Below are 18,426 nucleotides of genomic sequence, written 5' to 3'. Positions count from 1 at the left end.
TCATGAGCAACCAGCGCAAGCAGATTCATCTCGCCGCGCACTTTCCCGGCGTCAACAACACCACCGTGTGGAGCGACCCCGAATCGAAGAGCCAGATCGACTTCGACTCGTTCGTGCACCTCGCGGAGACCGCCGAACGCGGATTGTTCGACTTCTTCTTCCTTGCCGAGGGCCTGCGCCTGCGTGAGCACCGAGGACAGATCCACGACCTCGACGTGGTGGGCCGCCCCGACACGTTGACGGTGCTCGGCGCACTCGCCGGAGTCACCACGCATCTGGGCCTGGCGGGGACGATCAACACCACATTCAACGAACCGTACGAGCTGGCAAGGCAATTCGCCTCGCTCGACCATCTGTCCGACGGCCGGGCCGCGTGGAACATGGTGACGTCCTCGGACGCGTTCACGGGGGAGAACTTCCGGCGCGGGGGATACCTCGACAAGGCCGACCGGTACGTCCGCGCAGGCGAACTGATCGAGGGCGCCCGCAAGTTCTGGGACAGCTGGGATCAGGATGCGCTGCAGATCGACCGCGCCCGGGGAGTGTTCGCCGCGGACAACTCGATCCGCGACGTCACGCACTCCGGCTCCCAGTTCGACATCCGGGGACGGTTCACGATTCCCCGGAGCCCGCAGGGGCACCCGGTGCTGCTGCAGGCGGGCGACTCCGATCAGGGCCGCGAATTCGGCGCCGCGCAGGCGGACGCGATCTTCACGATCCACGGGTCGCTCGAGGACGGCCAGAAGTTCTACACGGACGTCAAGAGCAGGCTGGCGAAGTACGGGCGCAGCCACGGCGATCTCAAGGTGCTGCCGGCGGCGACGTTCGTGCTGGGCGACTCCGCGGCGGACGCGGCCGAGCGCGCCGTTCACATCCGGCACCAGCAGGTGGGCCCACAGACGGCGATCGCGTTTCTCGAACAGGTCTGGGGCCGAGACCTTTCCGCGTACGACCCGGACGGTCCGCTGCCGGACGTCGAACCGGCCGACGACACGAACATCACCCGCGGCCGGGTGCGGCACGCGAAGGACCCACGCGAGATCGCTGCCGCGTGGCGGGCGAAAGCGGAAGCCGAGAAGCTCAGCATCCGGGAACTGATCATCGCGGTCACCACCCGCCAGCAGTTCGTCGGCACCGCCGCCCAGGTGGCCGAGGAGATCGACCGCTACGTGCAGGCGGACGCGTGCGACGGCTTCATCCTGGTACCGCACCTCACTCCGGCCGGGCTCGACGAGTTCGTCGAGAAGGTGGTCCCGGAGTTGCAGAACCGCGGCAGTTTCCGCTCCGAGTACTCGGGGACGACCCTGCGCAGTCATCTCGGACTGCGCCATCCGCATCACCAGACAGAAGGAGTTCGGGCATCATGACCGCAGTCACGGCAGGCGCGACATTCGAGCAGGACTGGCAGGACTGGCATTCGGGGCGGGAGGAGTCTTTCCGCGATCCGCTGGGATGGCTGAGTCTCACCGCCCTGCACTGGCTCGTCGAGACCGACACCACGTTCCCCGACCTGCCCGGGAAGTGGCGGGCCGACGCGGACGGTGTGGTGATCACGGCGACCGCCGACGCCGGGCTCGAGGTCGACGGTGAACCCGTCGACGGCACGGCGACCCTCGCACCCCTGGAGGGTGCACCCGGTCTGCTCGTGCGGCACGGGAGCCGCAACATCGAGGTGATCCGGAGAACCGGTGACGTCGCCCTCCGGATCCACGACCCCGAGGCAGGCACCCTCGCCGCGTTCACCGGCATCCCGACGTTCCTGCCCGCGCGGCAGTGGGCCGTGCCGGCGACGTTCAGCCCGTTCCCGCAATCGCGCGTCGTCACGACGGGTGCGGTCGTCGAGGGGCTCGAGCACCACCACACGGCGCTGGGGACGCTGGAATTCGAGTACGACGGCGCCGCACACGAACTCGTCGCGTTCGCAGGCAAGAACGGTGGGCTGCACGTTCTGTTCACCGACGCCACCAGCGGGGTCAGCACGTACCCTGCGGCGCGGTCACTGGCCGTGGACGCTCCCGCCTCCGACGGCCGGGTGATCCTCGATTTCAACCGGGCGGCCAACCTGCCGTGCGCGTTCACCGACTACGCCACCTGCCCGGTCGCGCCCGCCGAGAACCGGCTGACGCTCGCGGTCGAGGCCGGCGAGAAGAACCCGCGGTAGGCATGGCCGAGAAGCAGGTCGTGCTCGGGGCGGCGGCACCCGCCGGCCGGACGGACTTCGCCGTCCTCGCGGATGCCGCCCGCACCGCGGAGCGGGGGAGATTCGACTTCTTCCTCGCCGACGGCGTCACCGCGGCGAACGCGCTGGCCGGGTTCACCGACACGGTGGGGCTCGCGGCGACGCTGGACACGACCTCTGCCGAACCGTACGACGTCGCCCGCCGGCTGGCCTCACTCGATCACCTGTCCGGCGGGCGGGCGGCGTGGAACACCGGGGCCTTCGGCGACGAGCGGGCCGCGGAGTTCGTCGACACCGCACGCATGCTGTGGGATTCCTGGGCCGAGGGGGTCGTGACCATCGACCGCGGCGCGGGGCGATTCGTCTCGGATCCCACCGCAGGCGCGTTCTACCACCGGGGCAGGCACTTCGACATCGGTGGACGCTTCACCGTCCCCCGGAGCCCGCAAGCGCAACCGGTGGTGATCGTGTCGGGTGACGGCCCGCAGGCCCGGGATCTCGCCGCCCGGCACGGTGACGTGATCATCGCGCCGCTCGGCACGTTCGAGGCCGGTCGCGAGTTCTACGACGACCTCGCACGCCGCACGGTCGAGGCAGGCAGGCCCGCCGGTGCGGTGAAGGTTCTGTCCGCCACGCCGTTCGCGGGTACCGCCACGTCCGTCGCGGACCGGATCGTCCGGTGGGTCCGCGAGGACGCAGCGGACGGGTTCGTCCTGCCCTCCTCTCTCACCCCGGACGAACTCGCCCTGTTCGTCGACACGGTCGTGTCGTTGCTGCAGGACCGCGGCGTCCTGCGCACCGAATACACCACCGCCACGCTGCGGCAGCACCTCGGACTCGGTGCCCCGCGCAGCCATCGCGCTGTCAATCCCCGCTCTCTCCAGAAGGTGCCCTCATGACCACTCCGTTGTCCGTCCTCGACCTGTCGCCCGTCAGCGAGGGCACCACCGCCCGCACCGCGCTGCGGAACACCGTCGACCTCGCCCGGCACGCCGAAGCGTGGGGATACAAGCGGTACTGGGTTGCCGAACACCACTTCGTGGGCGTCGCCAGTTCCTCGCCGGCCGTGCTCGTCGGGATCCTGGCCGCGGCGACCAGCACCCTCCGGGTCGGCGCCGCCGCGGTGCAGTTGGGCCACACCACCGCAGCGGCCGTGGTCGAGGCGTTCGGCACCGTCGACGCGCTGTACCCGGGTCGTCTGGACCTCGGGCTCGGACGGTCGGGTCAGCGCCGGGCCGAGGCGTTGAAAGCGGTTGCGGAACGCAACAACCTGCCGGCCCCGCCCCGCCGGGAAACGGAGATCCGCGACGGCGTCGTGATCCCCGCACCGTTCGATCCGTCCGGGCTCCTGCTGTCTCCGCGGCTCACGGCGGCGCAGTCGGTACTACAGCAGCCGGGCGCGCTGTCGCCGGCGTTCGACCAGCAGGTCGACGACATCCTGGCACTGCTCGGCGGCACGTACAGCACCCCGGACGGGATCGAACTTCACGCCAGCCCGGGCGAGGGCGCCGACGTCGAGGTATGGGTGTTCGGCAGCAGCGCAGGGCCCAGCGCCGAACTGGCCGGGCGGTTGGGGCTGCCTTTCGGGGCGAACTACCACGTGAGCCCGTCGACGACCATCGAGGCGGTCGAGGCGTACCGCGCCGCGTTCCGCCCGTCGCCGAACCTGCAGAAGCCGTACGTCGTCGTCTCCGCCGACGCGGTCGTGGCGGAGGACGACGCGACGGCGAAGGAACTGGCGTCGACGTTCGCGCACTGGACGCACAGCATCCGCAGCGGCCACGGAGCAATCCCGTATCCGGACCCGGCGCACACGGCACCGCTCGGCGAGGCGGAACGCGCGGCGGTCGAGGACCGGCTGATCACCCAGTTCGTGGGGGCGCCGGCCACCGTCGCGGACCGACTCGACAGTCTGCGAAGGCTCACCGACGCCGACGAACTGGTGATCACCAGCGTCACCCACGATCACGGCGACCGGTTGCGCTCCTACGAGCTGCTCGCAGCGGAGTGGGGACTGCCGGGCCTGCTGGCCGCCTGAGGGCACGATGATTGAACGCTGGTCCAAATGGGAATCCCACGCCCATGGACACAGCAAATGCCCCTGTGCCCGAGTCCCGTGACGAGCTGGTCGAGCAGCTACGGCAGTACCTGAGCTCGATCACGTCGACGGAACTCGGTCCCGACGACGACTACTTCACTCTGGGATTGGTGAGTTCGTTGCGGGCCCTGGAGATCGTCACGTACATCGAGGGCTCCCACGACGTCGTGGTCGAGGTGGAGGATCTCGATCTCGACAACTTCCGTACCGCAGCGCGGGTAGCGGGCTTCATTCGGAGAAAGCGGGGCGAGCAGCTTCGTGCGACGGACGGGGCGTCGCCGTGATCGGTATCGACACACTGGTCGCCTCCGCCGAGACCGACGCCGGCACCTGGGACGAGACCGGGCTGCCGGTCGACGTCATCGAGGCCGCCGCGCGGGCGGGGGTCCTCGGGCTGGACCGGACGACGGACTGCCGGGGACTCGGCCTGAACGCGGCCGAACTCGGCTCGGTCGCAGAAAGACTCGGGGCGGTCTGCACGTCGTTGCGTTCGCTGCTGACCGTGCAGGGGATGGTGAACGCCGCCCTCGACCGGTGGGGCACCGCCGAACAGCGGGCACAGTGGGTGCCGGCCCTGGCGACCGGCGAACTCCTCGCCGGATTCGCCGCCACCGAATCCGGAGCCGGCAGCGACCTCTCCTCTGTGACTACCCGTTTCGAAGCGCACGGCTCGGATCACCGGATCTCCGGACGGAAACTGTGGGTCACGTTCGGCGAGGTCGCGGACGTACTGCTCGTCCTCGGCCGGTCGCAGGCCGGGCTGACGACCGCACTGGTCGAAACGGACGCACCCGGAGTGACCGTCGAACCGATCCACGGGCAGCTGGGCATGCGCGGCGCCCGGATCGCACACATCGCGCTGGACGGCGTCGTCGTCCCCGCCGACCACCTGATCGCACCGCCGGGATTCGGACTGTCCCACGTCGTCGGCACCGCCCTGGACCACGGCCGGTACACCATCGCCTGGGGGTGCGCCGGAATGTCACGCGGGTGCCTCGCCGACGCCGTCGCGCACGCGTCCACCCGGGTGCAGGGCAGCGCCGTGCTGTCCGAGCACGACTCGGTCCGCGCGATCCTCGGTCGCAGCTGGGTCGATGCCGCCGGCGCCCGCGCACTGTGTGAACGGGCCGCCGAGCAACGCGACGCCCACGAGCCGAGCGCGCTGTTCACGACCATCGCCGCGAAGTACGCCGCGGCCCGCGTCGCCGCGTCGGTGAGCCAGCAGGCGGTCCAGGTACTCGGGGCCGTGGGATGCGCCCCCGGCAGCAGGGTGGGGCGCTTCTTCCGCGACGCCAAGGTCATGCAGATCATCGAGGGCGCGACGGAGGTCGCCGAACTCCAGATCGGTGACTACGTGCTCGGGGGAGGTGCGCCATGACGGCCGACCGACCGGTCACGATCGACTCGGTCGCGCTCTGGTTCCCGGACGACGAGGTCACCGTAGCCGGACTGCCCGAGCTCGACGAACTGCCGATCGCGCAGCGCGAGCACGCATTGGCACTGGGCATCGACACGGTGCGGATCGGAATCGGGCTCTCCGAGGTGGATCTGGCGCACGCCGCGGCGGACGAGGTACTCCGGAAGGCGGGCCTCGACGCCACCCAGCTCGATGCGCTGCTGCTCGTCCAGGGCCGGGTTCCCCAGTATCTGCTCGCGTCCGAGGCCACGCGCCTGCAGCACCGGCTCGGCGCGACCCAGGCGTTCACCACCGGTGTGGGTGACCTTGGGTGCGTGTCCGTCTCGGCGGCGTTCGCGCTCGCGTCGGCGTTGCTCCGCGGCGACCCCCGGTGCCAGAACGTCCTCGTCGTCGCAGCGGCGAAGACCCCGACCCGGTCGCGGTACCGGTCGCCGATGACGCTCCTGGGCGACGGCGCCGCCGCGGTCCTGCTGACGACGTCGGAGACCGGGCGGTACGAACTCGTCGACCAGATGATCCGCAGCGACGGAAAATACGCCGACCTGTTCCACATCGACTACCGCGACGTGCGCGAAGCCGACTGGGTCGAGGAATGCGCCGACGAACCCACGTACTCGTTCCGCCTCGCGGTCGAGAGCCGGAAGCGGTTCACGGAGATCAACGCGGACCTGCTGGCCCGGAACGGGCTGCAGCAGGACGCGATCGGCGTGTTCCTGATGCAGAACCTGTCGCTGGGCGCGTTCACGTTCTGGCAGGAGGCACTCGACGTCACCATCGATCCCGTCTGCCGCGACAACCTGGCCCACTTCGGCCACCTCGGATCCGTCGACGTCGCGGCGAACCTCGAGCGCGCGGCGTCCGCACAGGCGCCCGGCGACTACTGCGTGATCATGAACAGCAGCCCGGTCGCGGCCTGGAGCAGCGCACTGCTCCGACGCCTGCCCGATCGACCCGGGCACGGGAAGTGATCGCGATGGAGCAGACGGTCAAGTGCGTGGTCTGGGATCTCGACGACACCATCTGGGACGGCGTCGTCCTCGAACAGGACGCCCCGGTGCCGAAAGCGGACGCCCTCCGCGCCCTGGATGTGCTCGACCGCCGCGGCATCCTGCACGCCGTGGCGAGCCGCGGCGAATACGAACCCGCCGCCGCGCACCTGCGCATGCACGGCATCGAGGAACTGTTCTGCGCCGTCGACGTCGGCTGGGGCCCGAAGTCGGAGGCAGTGCGCCGCATCGCGGAGACACTGAATCTGGGTCTCGACACCATCGCGTTCGTCGACAACGATCCCGTCGAGCGGGCCGAGGTGTCCGAGGCGCTTCCGCCGGTGCGCTGCTATCCCGCCGAGCAGATCGCGTCGTTCCCCGACCTTCCCGAGTTGACGCCGCCCGCCGTCACCGAGGAGGCGAGGCAGCGGAGGTCGCTGTATCGCGCCGAACGGATCCGTCAGGTGAGCGAACAGGAATTCCACGGGTCCAACTCCGAGTTCCTGGCCTCGCTCGAACTGGTCATGACGGTCCGCCGGGCGGCCGAGGACGACCTCGAACGCGCCCACGAACTGACGGTCCGGTCTCATCAACTCAACACGACGGGACGAACTTTCGGCATCGACGAACTGCGCCAGCTGTGCGCCTCGGACGACCACGAGGTGCTCGTCGCGTCGCTCGGCGACCGATTCGGCGGGTACGGCACGATCGGTCTCGCGGTCTCGGAGATCCGCGGCGACGATTCCGTCCTGCAACTGCTGCTGATGTCGTGCCGGGTGATGTCCCGTGGGGTCGGGACGGCGCTGATCCGGCACGTCGTCGAGCGGGCACGCGCCCACGGCAGGCGGGCGCTCGCCGAGTTCGTGCCGACGGACGTCAACCGGGTGATGCTGGTGACCCTGCGATTCGCGGGCTTCGACGTCGTCGACCCGAACCCCGATCGGATGCTGCTGCTGTGCAATGACGTTCGCAGTGCGGCGGCACCGAACGCCGATCACGTCGCGGTCCTCTCGGAAGACGTGGCGCCATGACGGACGTGGTCGCGAACGGTGGGGTGATGACCGGGATCCTCCGCCAGTGCGCGCGGGTTCCCGGCCGGATCGCGATCGTGGTGGGCGACCGGGCGCTGACGTATCGCGAACTCGATTCGGCGAGCGAGGCACTGGCGCGGCAACTCGCCGCCGTGGGCGTGCGGCCGGGGCAGGTGGTGCTGATCCACCAGCGGCAGAGCGTCGAGACGGTGGTGGGGATGATCGCCGCGCTGCGGCTGGGCGCGGCGTGGTGCGTGATCGAGCCCGGGCATCCGGTGGGTCAGCTCCGCACACTCCTCGGCGACATCGACTGCGGTGCCGTCGTCTTCGGGTCCGCGGATCCGAAGACGTCGCCGGCGTGGATCCACGACCTGGCCCGCAGCGCGGTCGGACATGTTCTCGCACTGCACGACCGGGACGCCGAGCACCGGCCCGTCGCCGAACTCGCCGATCTACCCGAGGACGTGCCTGCGGGCACCGCCGCCTACGTGATCACCACGTCCGGGTCGACCGGCGTCCCCAAGGCCGTCGTCGCGAGCCGCGCCAACCTCGCGAGCATGGTCGACGGTCGCAACTACGACTTCGACGACGGCGATCTCGTCACGTTCTCCGCGTTCCGCCTCACGTGGGACGGTTCCCTGCTGAAGACCCTGTGGGCGTTGTGCACCGGCGGCACCAGCGTGCTCCCGGACTCTCGCGAATTGATGGACGCCGAGGCCGTCGCCGCGCTCGCCCGGACGTGGCAGACCACCCACCTGGTCGCGACCCCCTCGTTCTACCGGCTGCTGCTGCCGCATCTCACCCCGCTGCGCGACCGTCTGCGGTTGGTGACGCTTGCGGGAGAGGCCCTTCCGGGCACGCTCGTCGAACAACATCGTGCGGTGCTGCCCGGGGTCCCACTGAGCAACGAGTACGGTCCGACCGAGACGACCGTCAGCTGCCTGGCTCATCCGGTGCGCGACGTGCCCGCCTCGATCGCGCCGATCGGCAGACCACTGGGCGCGAGCACCGCCTACGTCCTCGACGCGAAACTGGTCGAGGTGCCGGACGGAGCGGTCGGGGACCTGTACGTCGGCGGTCCGCAGATCTCCGAGGGCTACGCGTCCCGCCCGGCCGCCACCGCGGCCCGCTTCGTCGCCGACCCCTTCGCGGTGCGGCCCGGTGCGCGTATGTATCACACAGGCGACCTCGCACGGGTCGATCCGCACGGCGACATCGAATTCTGCGGCCGGTTCGACGGACAGGTGAAAGTGCGCGGCGCCCGGGTCGAGAGACACGCGGTGGAGGCCGTGCTGGAGAGTCACCCCGCGATCCACCAGGCGGTGGTTCTCGCGACCGCCGACGAACACGGGGAGACGGTGTTGACCGCGTTCTGGGTGCCCGCGCCCGCGGCCACCGTACTGCCCACACCACGCGACCTGATCGCGCACTGCGCCGAGCGGCTCGTCGCGCAGGCGGTGCCCGACCGCTTCCTCGCGCTCGGTGCCCTTCCGCTCGCACCGAGCAGCAAGGTGGACGAGGCGGCGTTGCGCCGGTTGCTGCCCAGCGGAGGTGGTGGCGTTGCGTGAGCACCATACCGAGGCCGCCGGCAGCGCCGAAGTACCGTTCCCGCTGTCGTCGGCCCAATACGAGGCGTGGCTGGCCCAGCAACTGGCCCCCGGCGTGCCGCTGTGCATCGCCCAGTACGTCGAGGTGCACGGCGACCTGGACGTCGACCTCCTGCGCGTGGCCACCCTCGCGACCGCCGACGAATTCGGGTCGCCGTTTCTCCGGTTGATCGACAGGGACGGTCAGCCGTTCCAACTGGTCGATCCGTCGGCGGACCGGTCGATCGGCCTGAGGGACTTCCGCGGGGACGCCGAACCGGTGGAGGCCGCCCGCCGATGGATGCGCGCCGACTGCGAGACCCCACTGGATCCGACGCGCGATCGCCTCGTCGAATCGTCGATTCTTCGCGTGGGCGACGCGCACTACCTGTGGTACAGCAAGATTCACCACGTCGCTCTGGACGGCTACGGTGCGATGACGATGCTCAACCGCATCGCGGCCCGGTATACCGCAGAGGTGCTCGACCGGGAATTGCCGCCCAACGAGGCCGTGGACCCCCGGCATCTGTACGACGCCGATCAGCAGTACCGGTCGTCGTCCCGCTTCGCCGCGGACCGGCAGTTCTGGGCCGAACGGGTCGGCGGCCTCGGACCCGGATCGAGCCTGGCCCGACGGACCGGGCCCGCGGTCGCCACGAGCACCGACGTCACCGCGCCCCTGCCGGACGCGGCGGAGCGGGCGCTCGGCGACGCCGGCGCCCACGGGACCGCGAAGATCGTCGCCGCATTCGCCTGCTACCTGTCGAGAACGACCGGACACCGGGACGTGCTCGTGAAGATCCCGGTGTCGGCGCGCACCACCGCGACCCTGCGACGGTCCGGCGGAATGGTGGCGGGCGTCGTGCCGCTTTCCGTGCAGATCCGCCCCGGGGACACGGTGGCGCAGTTGGTGGAACGGGTGCAACTCGATCTGATGGGCGTGCTGCGACACCAGCGTTTCGGGCTCGGCGACATCCGGCGCGACGCGGGCGCCGATGCGGCGCAGTCGCTGTCGGGTCCGATGGTCAACGTCATGCTCTTCCACCAGGAACTGGTTCTGGGGCCGCTCGTCGGCGAATACCACATCGTCACGTCCGGGCCGGTCGAAGACCTGCTCGTCAACGTGTACCGGAGCGGCACACCGGTCCGGACCTTCGTCCACTTCCTGGCCAACCCCAACCGGTACGACGCCGACGAGGTCGGCGCGCATCACCGGCAATTCCTGGAACTGCTCGGCGACTTCGTCACGGCCGACGCGGACGCCGCGCTCACCACCGTCCACGAGGAGACGGCCCGGCTCGACTTCTGGACGCGCACACTGGCGGACGCGCCCCCGGTGCTGGACCTGCCCACCGACCGTCCGCGGCCCGCACGACCGTCCCACCGCAGCGCCGCCGTCGACGTCGCACTCGACCCGGATCTGCGGCGCGGGCTGGACGCGTTGGCCGCCGCACACCGCACGGACGCCGCCACCGTGACCCATGCGGTGCTGGCGCTGGTGCTGGCACGGTCGGCCCGTACCGACGACGTCGTCATCGGCAGGCGGACGGACACCGACCCGGTGGTGCTGCGGACCCACGTGCGCGGCTCGGATCGCGTCGACCAGTACGTCGGCACCGTCCGGGACGCCGACGCGGAGGCGCTCGCCCACCGCGGAGTGCCCGTCCGGCGAATCGTGGACGCGCTCGACCCGCTGCGGTCCGGGTCGCACGCACCGCTCTTCCAGGTGCTGCTCGAATTCTCGGCCACCGGAGGGGAACTCGGCGACCTCGATCTGCGGGTGACGGTGTCGGACACGACGGCCCGATTCACCTACGCGACAGACCTGTTCGACGCCGCCACCGTGGAGGGACTCGCTCGGCGGTTCGTGCGGACCGCCGAGGCCGCCGCCGCGGATCCGTCCGCCGTGATCGGCGACATCGACCTGGTCGAACCGGCCGAACGCGCTGTGCTGGCGGACTGGTCGGCCCGTCCGGCCGATGCCACCGACCAGACGACACTCGGTGAGCTGTTCGCCGCCCGGGCAGCGCGGACCCCCGACGCCACCGCCGTCGTGTCGGGTGGCGAGCGACTGAGTTACGGCGACCTCGACGCCCGGTCGAACCGGCTTGCACGACACCTGCTCTCGCGGGGTGTGGGTCCGGAGTTTTCGGTCGCGGTCGCGATGCCGCGCTCGGCGGCGCTCGTCGTCGCGCTCGTGGCGGTCGTCAAGGCCGGGGCCGCCTACGTCCCGATCGATGCGGACCATCCCGGTGAGCGCTCGGCGCTCGTCCTCGACGACGCCCACCCGGTGTGCATTCTGGCCACCCGCGACACCGCACACGCGCTGCCGGCGTCGGACGTCCCCGTCCTGCTCCTCGATTCGACGGACACGGATCTCGGCGGCAACTCCGCGGACCCGCTGACCGACGCGGAACGGCCACCGGTCGATCCGAACTCGTTGGCCTACGTCGTCTACACGTCGGGATCGACGGGACGACCGAAGGGCGTCGCGGTGTCGCACCGCAACGTGGTCTCGCTCTTCACGAGCACCCGGGACCTGTTCCGGTTCGGGGACACCGACGTGTGGACGATGTTCCATTCCCCGGCATTCGACTTCTCGGTCTGGGAGGTGTGGGGCGCGCTGCTGCACGGCGGGACGCTCGTCGTCGTCGACTTCGACACCACCCGGTCGCCCGCCGCGTTCCTCGCACTGCTGCGCCGCGATCGGGTGACGGTGCTGAGTCAGACCCCGACGGCGTTCTCGCAGCTGATCGAGGCCACCGATACGGAGGACGGCGCGGGCCCACCGCCGCTGCGCTACGTCGTGCTCGGCGGCGAGGCGCTCGACTTCGGGCAACTCGAACGCTGGTACTCCCGCCACGGCGAGGACGCACCCGTGCTGGTGAACATGTACGGCATCACCGAGACGACGGTGCACGTCACGCACCTCCCGCTCGGTCGCGGGCTCGCCGCCGCCGCGTGGACGAGCAAGGTCGGGCGGCCGATTCCCGGATTCCGAGTGTCGGTGCTGGACGCGCGGTTGCGTCCGGTGCCGATCGGTGTGGCCGGCGAACTGTATGTGGCGGGACCGCAGGTCGCTCGCGGCTACCTGGGCCGCGCCGGGCTCACGGCGTCCCGCTTCGTCGCGGATGGGTCGGGCGCCCGGATGTACCGGACCGGGGACGTCGTGCGGTGGCGACGCGACGGGAGTCTCGACTACCTCGGACGGGACGACCTGCAGGTCGAGATCCGCGGATTCCGGGTGGAACTCGGCGAAGTGGAATGGGTGCTGGGCCGGTGCGACGGGGTCGCGCAGGCGGTGGTGACCCTGCACGAGGATGCGGTGACCGGCCCGGCCCCGGCGGCGTACGTGGTGCCCGAGGCGGGGGCCATCGTCGACTCGGGGGCCGTGCTGGAATTCGCCGGAGGCGCGTTGCCGTCGTACATGGTCCCGGCCTCGGTGACGATCCTCGAGCGGCTGCCGCTCACCGGCAACGGGAAATTGGATCGGGCGGCGCTTCCGGCGCCCGTCACGGCTTCCCGCGCCGAATTCGTGGCACCGGGCACTCCCGTCGAGGAGTCGCTCGCGGTCATCTTCGCCGCGCTGCTCGGCGTGCCCGCGGTCGGGATCGACGACGACTTCTTCGCGCTCGGCGGCAATTCGCTGATCGCGGCGAAGGTCGTGGCGCGGATTCAGGGTGTGCTCGGTGCGGGTGTGGGAGTGCGCGACGTCTTCGAGGCGCGGACGGTGCGGTCGCTGTCGGCTCGGGTGAGCCGGGCGGCCTCGGCGGACCGGCCGCCGCTGGTGGCGACGGACCGGTCCGCGGCGGCGCCGGTGTCGCTCGCGCAGACGCGGATGTGGTTCCTCGACCAGTTCGACACGACGTCGCCCGCCTACAACATCGCGGCGGCCTTCCGGTTGCGCGGCCCTCTCGACGTCGCGGCGCTGCACGCGGCGCTGACGGACGTCGTGGATCGGCACGAGGCGTTGCGAACGGTCTTCCCGATGCGGGGTGACACGCCGGTGCAGTCCGTGATCCCGGCGTCGGCCGCGGTGCCCGGTCTCCGCGCTGTCACGGTGTCGGGGGAGAGCGACCTGCGGGACCGGCTCGCGGCGGCGCTGTCCGCGGGCTTCGAGGTGACCGCGCAGGTTCCGTTGCGGGCGCACCTGTTCGAGGTCGGGTCGCGTGATCACGCCCTGGCCCTGGTGGTGCATCACATCGCTGCGGACGCGCTGTCGCTGGGCCCGCTGGCCCGCGACATCACCTCCGCGTACACGGCCCGGGCTCGGGGAGACGCGCCGGACTGGGTGCCGCTTCCGGTGCAGTACGCCGACTACAGCATCTGGCAGCGGGCGCTGCTCGGATCGGAGGACGATCCCGGCTCCCTGATGTCCCGCCAGCTCGGGTACTGGCGTTCCGCGCTCGCCGACGCGCCGGTGGTGACGGACCTGCCGATGGATCGCGCACGTCCCGAACACCGGTCGCTCGCCGGCGCGCGGGAGTCGTTCGAGATCGGGGACCGCCTGCACCGGAAGGTGGTTGCCCTTGCCCGCGAACACGATGCGACCGTGTTCATGGTGGCGCACGCAGCGTTCGCGGTCCTGGTGTCCCGCTTGGGAAGCACCACCGACGTGGTGATCGGATCCGCGGTGGCGGGCCGCGGCGAGGCCGTCCTCGACGACGTGGTGGGGATGTTCGTCAACACCCTGGCGCTGCGCACCCCCGTGCACGGCGCCGACTCGTTCACCGCGCTGCTCGCCGCCGTGCGGGACTGCGATCTGGAGGCGTTCGCGCACGCGGAGGTGCCGTTCGAGCGGGTGGTCGAGGCGCTCGCTCTGCCGCGCACCACGGCCCACGCGCCGTTGTTCCAGGTGCTGTTCGAATTCCAGGACGTCGTGCGGCCCACTCCGAGCCTGCCGGAACTGGACGTGGAGGAGATCGACCTCGGTGTCTCCGTCTCCACGTTCGACCTGCAGCTGACCCTGGCCGAACGATTCGGAGAGGACGGGGAACCCGCCGGGATCAGCGCCGGATTCACCTATGCCACCGACATCTTCGACACCGCGACCGTCCGCAAATTCGCCGAACGATACGTGCGGCTCCTCGACGCGGTGGTCGCCGACCCCGACGTTCCACTGGCCCGCTTCGATCTGCTGTCTCCCGGCGAACGCGAGGCCCTCGTCCCGGTGCGCGGGCGGCCCACCGGCACGACCCGGCTGCTGCCGGAGATCCTCTCCGCCGCGGCCGCCCGGGACCCACACGCCGTCGCGCTGTCCTACGGCAACGCGGTGATGTCGTATCGTGAACTCGACGACTGGTCGAACCGGCTGGCCTGGGTGTTGATCCGCCGCGGAATCGGACCGGAGGACCACGTGGCGATCGGGCTCGTCCGGTCGGTGGAACTGGTGGTGTCGGTGTGGGCGGTGGCGAAATCGGGTGCGTCGTTCGTCCCGGTGGATCCCAATCTGCCGCCGGGGAGAATCGCCGACATCCTCGCCGACTGCGGGGCGGTGGCGGGACTCACGGTCGCCGAACAGCGCGACCGGATGCCCGACGGCGTGGAGTGGCTGCTCCTCGACTATCCGGGTCCGACGCGGCGATGGGAGTCCCGTCCGATCACCGACGACGACCGGGTCGTGCCGCTGCGACCGGGCCATCCGGCGTATCTGATGTACACGTCCGGGTCGACGGGGGCACCGAAGGGCGTCGTCATTCCCCATGCGGGGCTGCAGAACTTCACGATCGATCAGCGCGCCCGGTACGCGACGACGAATGCCTCGCGCGTCCTGAATCTCGCGTCACCCGGATTCGACGCAACGATGCTCGAATACCTCATGGCGTTCGGTGCCGGTGCGCGACTGGTGATCGCGGCCCCCCACGTGTACGGCGGCGCCGCACTGACGGAACTGCTCGCGGCCGAGCGGATCACACACGCGTTCGCCACCCCCGCGGTCCTGGCCACCATCGACCCGCGGGGTCTGCGCCTGCTCCGCGCGCTCGTCGTCGGCGGCGAACGCTGCCCGCCGGAGTTGCTGGCCCGCTGGGCGTCCGGGCGCACCCTGCTCGTCGGCTACGGCCCCACCGAGACGACGGTGATGTCGAACATCGGCGACCCGATGACACCCGGCGACCCCGTGCGGATCGGTCACCCGATGCGCGGTGTCCGCGAACTCGTCCTCGACGAGTGGCTGCGTCCGGTGCCGGTCGGTGTGGTGGGTGAGCTGTACGTGCTGGGGGAGGGTCTGGCGCGCGGCTACCACCGGCGGGCAGGAACCACCGCGGCCTCGTTCGTGGCGAACCCGTTCGACCGCCCGGGCTCACGCATGTATCGCACCGGCGATCTGATGCGGTGGACGAAGGAAGGCAGGCTGGAATATCTGGGCCGCAACGATTTCCAGGTCAAGTTGCGCGGCCAGCGGGTCGAACCGGGGGAGGTGGAGGCGGCGCTCACCCGCTGCCCCGGTGTCGCGCAGGCGGTGGTCGTGGTGCGCCGCACGCCCGCGGCCGAGGCGGTCCTCGCCGGATACGTCACGGCCGAGGACGGCGCGGACCTCGACACGACCGAGGTGCTGCAGTTCGCCGGATCCGTGCTCGCACCCTTCATGGTGCCGGCCTCGGTGACGGTCCTCGACCGGCTGCCGCTCGGGGCCAACGGCAAGGTCGACCGGCACGCGCTGCCGGACCCCGAATTCGCGCCCCGCATATTCCGCGCACCCGGCACACCGTTCGAGTCCGCGGTGGCCGACGTGTTCGCCGAGGTTCTCGGGACCGGCGTCGTCGGAGCAGACGACGACTTCTTCGCGTCCGGTGGCAACTCCCTGACCGCGACGCAGGTGGTCGCGCGGATCAACTCCGCGCTCGGCACCGACGTCGGTGTGCGGGACGTGTTCGAGACCCCGACCGTGCGGGCGCTCGCGGCACGGATCGCGCGCGAGAGCGCGGGCGGCGAAGCCCGGCCCGCGGTGACGGTGCCCCGGCGCCCCGACCCGGTGCCGCTCTCGTGGGCGCAGCACCGGATGTGGCTCCTCAATCAGTTCGACCCGTCCTCACCCGCGTACAACGTCGCAATGATCGTCCGGCTGTCGGGTGACCTCGACGTCGACGCACTGACCGCCGCCCTCGCCGACGTGGTGGACAGGCACGAATCTTTGCGCACCCGGTACCCGTACGGCGATTCGGGACCCACCCAGGTGATCGTCGGTGCCGGCCACGTCGCGCAACTCACCTCGTCGGCGTCCGACGATCCGGTACGCGAACAGATCTCGGAACTCGTGTCCGCGGGTTTCGACGTCGCCACCGAAGTCCCGATGCGGGCCAGGCTGTTCGAACTCGGCGACCGCGAGCACGTTCTCGTCGTCGTGGTGCATCACATCGCGGCCGACGGGTTCTCGATGGCTCCGCTCGCCCGCGACGTGATGACGGCCTACACCGCACGGTCCGAGGGCTGCACGCCGGGATGGGAGCCGCTGCCGGTGCAGTACCCCGACTACGCCGTGTGGCAGCGGGAACTCCTCGGCTCGGAGGACGACGCGGACTCCCTGCTTTCGCGGCAACTGGACTACTGGCGATCCGACCTCGCCGACGCGCCGGCCGTCGCCGATCTGCCCACGGACCGTGACCGCCCGCCGCGGCGCTCTGCCTCCGGCGACCGGGTGACGTTCGGGATCGGCGCCGACCTGCACCGGGACACGGTGGCGTTGGCGCGGACCCGGCGGTGCACCGTGTTCATGGTCGTGCACGCGGCGCTCGCCGTGTTGCTGGCCCGCTCGGGCGGTACCGGCGACGTGGTGATCGGGTCGCCGGTCGCCGGCCGCGGCGAGGCCGTCCTCGACGACGTGGTGGGAATGTTCGTCAACACCCTCGTGCTGCGGACCGACGTGTCGGGGACCTTCGACGAACTGCTCACCCGGGTCCGTGAGACCGACCTCGCGGCCTACGCCCACGCGGACGTGCCGTTCGAGAGGGTGGTGGAAGCGCTGAACCCGCCTCGGTCCCAGTCGCATTCACCCCTGTTCCAGGTGTTGCTCGAGTTCCGGAACACCGAACACCCCGATCTCGCCCTCCCGCACCTGGAGGCCGAAGTCCTCGAACCCGACGTCGAGGTGTCGCTCTTCGACCTGCAACTGACGGTGCGGGAGAAGTACGACGAGTGCGGAACACCGGAAGGGATGATCGCGGGATTCACCTACGCCACCGACCTCTTCGATGCGGCGACCGTGCAGGCCCTGGCCGACCGGTTCACCAGGATTCTCGCCGCAGTCGTTGCAGATCCGAGTGTCGCCGTCGGAGACGTCGACGTGCTGGCCCCGGACGAGCTCACCCGGATCCGTGAATGGAGTGCGGCGGCCGAGACCGTGGTGCTCGATCCCCGGTTGCAGCTCACCCCCGAAGGCGTGACCGGTGCGGTGTACCTGGCCGACACGCGGGAGCACCACACCTCGGCGCGGGCGGCGGCCACGACGTTCGTGGCAAATCCGTTCGGCGCCCCGGGCACCCGGATGGTCCGGACGGGCGCACTCGCGCGATGGCATCGGTCCGGACGACTGCTGAGCGTCGGCGCCACCGGATCCCCGGCACGGTCGGTCACCGACGTCGTGGAGAGTCACCCGGCGGTCCGCGAAGCGGTGGTCCTCACAACCGCCACCGGTGTCACCGCCTTCTGGGTCCCGGCGGCCGCGGCGGCCGTGCTCCCGATGGCAGAAGACCTGCGGGAGTTCAGCGCCGGACGGCTCGACGCCCGATCGGTCCCCACGCGGTTCGTCGCACTCGGCGCGGTCCCGCGAACGCCGGACGGCGAGGTGGACGAGAACGCGCTGCGCGCACTCGTCTCCGACACGGAGCCTGCGCGCGGCGAGTCGCGGCAACGCTGGACCGCGCTGCAACGGTCGGTCGCCGACCACTGGGCGGCGGTGCTGGGGCACGACGACTTCGGTTCCGAAGACGGGTTCTTCGACGTCGGCGGCAACTCGCATCGCGTCGTGGAACTGCAGCGTCGTCTCGACGAACAGTGGCCCGGGGCTCTGCGCGTGGGCCAGCTGTTCGACCTCGTCACCGTGGCGGCGCAGGCCGAAGCGATTGCGCAGTCCACCGACACGAGCGAGGCGCCCGCGCCCGCCACCTACGAGTTCTGACGAGCCGGGAGGAG

General features: G+C 70.7%; 10 protein-coding genes. All 10 read left to right on the top strand.

What is annotated here, in order from left to right:
• Positions 1–2 precede the first annotated feature (2 nt).
• The 10 genes from PSR88_RS11195 to PSR88_RS11150 are packed head-to-tail and all read left to right on the top strand — an operon-like array spanning position 3 to position 18,412.
• Positions 3–1,367 carry an NtaA/DmoA family FMN-dependent monooxygenase gene (locus PSR88_RS11195; protein ID WP_009474885.1) on the top strand — a complete coding sequence of 455 codons (1,365 nt, stop codon included), beginning with the start codon at positions 3–5 and terminating at the stop codon, positions 1,365–1,367.
• Positions 1,364–2,161 carry a DUF1684 domain-containing protein gene (locus PSR88_RS11190; protein ID WP_009474884.1) on the top strand — a complete coding sequence of 266 codons (798 nt, stop codon included), beginning with the start codon at positions 1,364–1,366 and terminating at the stop codon, positions 2,159–2,161. The genes PSR88_RS11195 and PSR88_RS11190 overlap by 4 nt, the downstream gene beginning before the upstream one ends.
• 2 nt (positions 2,162–2,163) lie before the next feature.
• The gene (locus tag PSR88_RS11185) at positions 2,164–3,078 is read left to right on the top strand and encodes an LLM class flavin-dependent oxidoreductase (protein ID WP_016882694.1); all 915 of its coding nucleotides are present in this window, start codon (positions 2,164–2,166) and stop codon (positions 3,076–3,078) included.
• On the top strand, positions 3,075–4,217 hold the full coding sequence (locus PSR88_RS11180; protein WP_009474882.1) for an LLM class flavin-dependent oxidoreductase: 1,143 nt from the start codon (positions 3,075–3,077) through the stop codon (positions 4,215–4,217). The genes PSR88_RS11185 and PSR88_RS11180 overlap by 4 nt, the downstream gene beginning before the upstream one ends.
• A 44-nt stretch (positions 4,218–4,261) precedes the next feature.
• On the top strand, positions 4,262–4,561 hold the full coding sequence (locus PSR88_RS11175; RefSeq protein ID WP_009474881.1) for an acyl carrier protein: 300 nt from the start codon (positions 4,262–4,264) through the stop codon (positions 4,559–4,561).
• Positions 4,558–5,655 carry an acyl-CoA dehydrogenase family protein gene (locus PSR88_RS11170; RefSeq protein WP_009474880.1) on the top strand — a complete coding sequence of 366 codons (1,098 nt, stop codon included), beginning with the start codon at positions 4,558–4,560 and terminating at the stop codon, positions 5,653–5,655. The genes PSR88_RS11175 and PSR88_RS11170 overlap by 4 nt, the downstream gene beginning before the upstream one ends.
• Positions 5,652–6,662 carry a 3-oxoacyl-ACP synthase gene (locus tag PSR88_RS11165; RefSeq protein ID WP_016882695.1) on the top strand — a complete coding sequence of 337 codons (1,011 nt, stop codon included), beginning with the start codon at positions 5,652–5,654 and terminating at the stop codon, positions 6,660–6,662. Before PSR88_RS11170 ends, PSR88_RS11165 begins: the two co-directional genes overlap by 4 nt.
• The gene (locus PSR88_RS11160) at positions 6,659–7,711 is read left to right on the top strand and encodes an HAD-IIIC family phosphatase (RefSeq protein ID WP_016882696.1); all 1,053 of its coding nucleotides are present in this window, start codon (positions 6,659–6,661) and stop codon (positions 7,709–7,711) included. The genes PSR88_RS11165 and PSR88_RS11160 overlap by 4 nt, the downstream gene beginning before the upstream one ends.
• A complete protein-coding gene (locus PSR88_RS11155) occupies positions 7,708–9,279 on the top strand; it encodes an amino acid adenylation domain-containing protein (protein ID WP_016882697.1) in 1,572 nt (523 codons plus the stop codon). The genes PSR88_RS11160 and PSR88_RS11155 overlap by 4 nt, the downstream gene beginning before the upstream one ends.
• Positions 9,266–18,412, top strand: a complete 9,147-nt coding sequence (locus tag PSR88_RS11150) for a non-ribosomal peptide synthetase (RefSeq protein ID WP_037197033.1) — start codon at positions 9,266–9,268, stop codon at positions 18,410–18,412. The genes PSR88_RS11155 and PSR88_RS11150 overlap by 14 nt, the downstream gene beginning before the upstream one ends.
• Positions 18,413–18,426: the final 14 nt, after the last annotated feature.

This window comes from Rhodococcus sp. DK176 (assembly GCF_038447315.2).
GTDB classification, from domain to species: Bacteria; Actinomycetota; Actinomycetes; order Mycobacteriales; family Mycobacteriaceae; genus Rhodococcus_F; species Rhodococcus_F jostii_A.
The sequence above is the reverse complement of the archived record's forward strand: the minus strand, read 5'-3'. Positions and strand labels throughout refer to the sequence as shown.

Excerpts from the sequence above, each read along its gene's own strand:
- PSR88_RS11195 (WP_009474885.1), top strand. The coding sequence starts at position 3 with ATGAGCAACCAGCGCAAGCAGATTCATCTCGCCGCGCACTTTCCCGGC.
- PSR88_RS11190 (WP_009474884.1), top strand. The coding sequence starts at position 1,364 with ATGACCGCAGTCACGGCAGGCGCGACATTCGAGCAGGACTGGCAGGAC.
- PSR88_RS11185 (WP_016882694.1), top strand. The coding sequence starts at position 2,164 with ATGGCCGAGAAGCAGGTCGTGCTCGGGGCGGCGGCACCCGCCGGCCGG.
- PSR88_RS11180 (WP_009474882.1), top strand. The coding sequence starts at position 3,075 with ATGACCACTCCGTTGTCCGTCCTCGACCTGTCGCCCGTCAGCGAGGGC.
- PSR88_RS11175 (WP_009474881.1), top strand. The coding sequence starts at position 4,262 with ATGGACACAGCAAATGCCCCTGTGCCCGAGTCCCGTGACGAGCTGGTC.
- PSR88_RS11165 (WP_016882695.1), top strand. The coding sequence starts at position 5,652 with ATGACGGCCGACCGACCGGTCACGATCGACTCGGTCGCGCTCTGGTTC.
- PSR88_RS11155 (WP_016882697.1), top strand. The coding sequence starts at position 7,708 with ATGACGGACGTGGTCGCGAACGGTGGGGTGATGACCGGGATCCTCCGC.